A 1361-nucleotide genomic window follows, 5' to 3' on the forward strand; every position below is an offset into this window, starting at 1 on the left:
CCGATTTTCGCCAGTTCAACGTCGTTCAGGAAGCCGCGCTCGGCAGCGAACAGTACCAGACCCTGTTGTGCAACAGACATCGGTGCATACTGTTTCTGCTTCAGCAGCTCGGTCACTTTCTGACCGTGGCTCAGCTGTTTGCGCGTTGCATCGTCCAGATCGGAAGCGAACTGAGAGAACGCTGCCAGTTCACGATACTGTGCCAGCGCGGTACGGATACCACCGGACAGTTTCTTGATGATCTTGGTCTGTGCAGCACCACCAACACGGGATACCGAAATACCCGGGTTAACGGCTGGACGGATACCGGAGTTGAACAGGTTCGATTCCAGGAAGATCTGACCATCGGTAATCGAGATTACGTTGGTCGGAACGAACGCAGAAACATCACCCGCCTGGGTTTCGATGATCGGCAGCGCGGTCAGAGAACCGGTCTGGCCTTTCACTTCACCGTTGGTGAAACGCTCAACGTAGTCAGCGCTAACGCGTGATGCACGCTCCAGCAGACGAGAGTGGAGGTAGAACACGTCGCCCGGGAATGCTTCACGACCCGGCGGACGGCGCAGCAGCAGAGAAATCTGACGGTAAGCAACAGCCTGCTTAGACAGGTCATCATAGACGATCAGCGCATCTTCACCGCGGTCACGGAAGTATTCACCCATCGCGCAACCGGCATACGGAGCCAGGTACTGCAGCGCAGCGGATTCAGAAGCGGAAGCGACAACCACGATGGTGTTAGACAGCGCACCGTGCTCTTCCAGCTTACGTACCACGTTAGAGATGGTAGAGGCTTTCTGACCGATCGCGACGTAGACACACTTGATGCCAGAATCGCGCTGGTTGATGATGGCGTCGATGGCCATCGCAGTTTTACCGGTCTGACGGTCACCGATGATCAGCTCACGCTGGCCACGGCCGATTGGAATCATCGCATCGACAGATTTGTAACCGGTCTGAACAGGCTGGTCGACTGACTGACGGTCGATAACGCCTGGTGCAATCACTTCAACCGGTGAGAAGCCATCGTTGTCGATAGCGCCTTTACCGTCGATCGGTGCACCCAGGGTGTTAACCACGCGGCCCAGCAGGCCACGGCCAACCGGCACTTCCAGGATACGGCCAGTACACTTCACCTTCATGCCTTCGGCGAGGTCAGCGTACGGACCCATCACTACTGCACCTACAGAGTCACGCTCGAGGTTCAGTGCGATAGCGTAACGGTTGCCCGGCAGAGCAATCATCTCACCCTGCATTACATCGGCCAGGCCGTGTACGCGGATGATACCGTCACTTACAGAAACAATAGTACCTTCGTTGTGAGCTTCGCTCACGACATTGAACTGAGCAATGCGCTGCTTGAT

1 protein-coding gene is annotated in these 1361 nt (G+C 56.2%); it reads right to left on the reverse strand.

Annotated elements, in window-relative coordinates; genetic code table 11:
• A partial coding sequence (gene atpA / locus ERD80_RS19810) for a F0F1 ATP synthase subunit alpha (RefSeq protein ID WP_136548243.1) occupies positions 1–1361 on the reverse strand: 1361 nt, incomplete at both ends.

The sequence above is a fragment of the Pantoea sp. R102 genome (genome assembly GCF_004916815.1).
GTDB lineage: Bacteria > Pseudomonadota > Gammaproteobacteria > Enterobacterales > Enterobacteriaceae > Pantoea > Pantoea dispersa.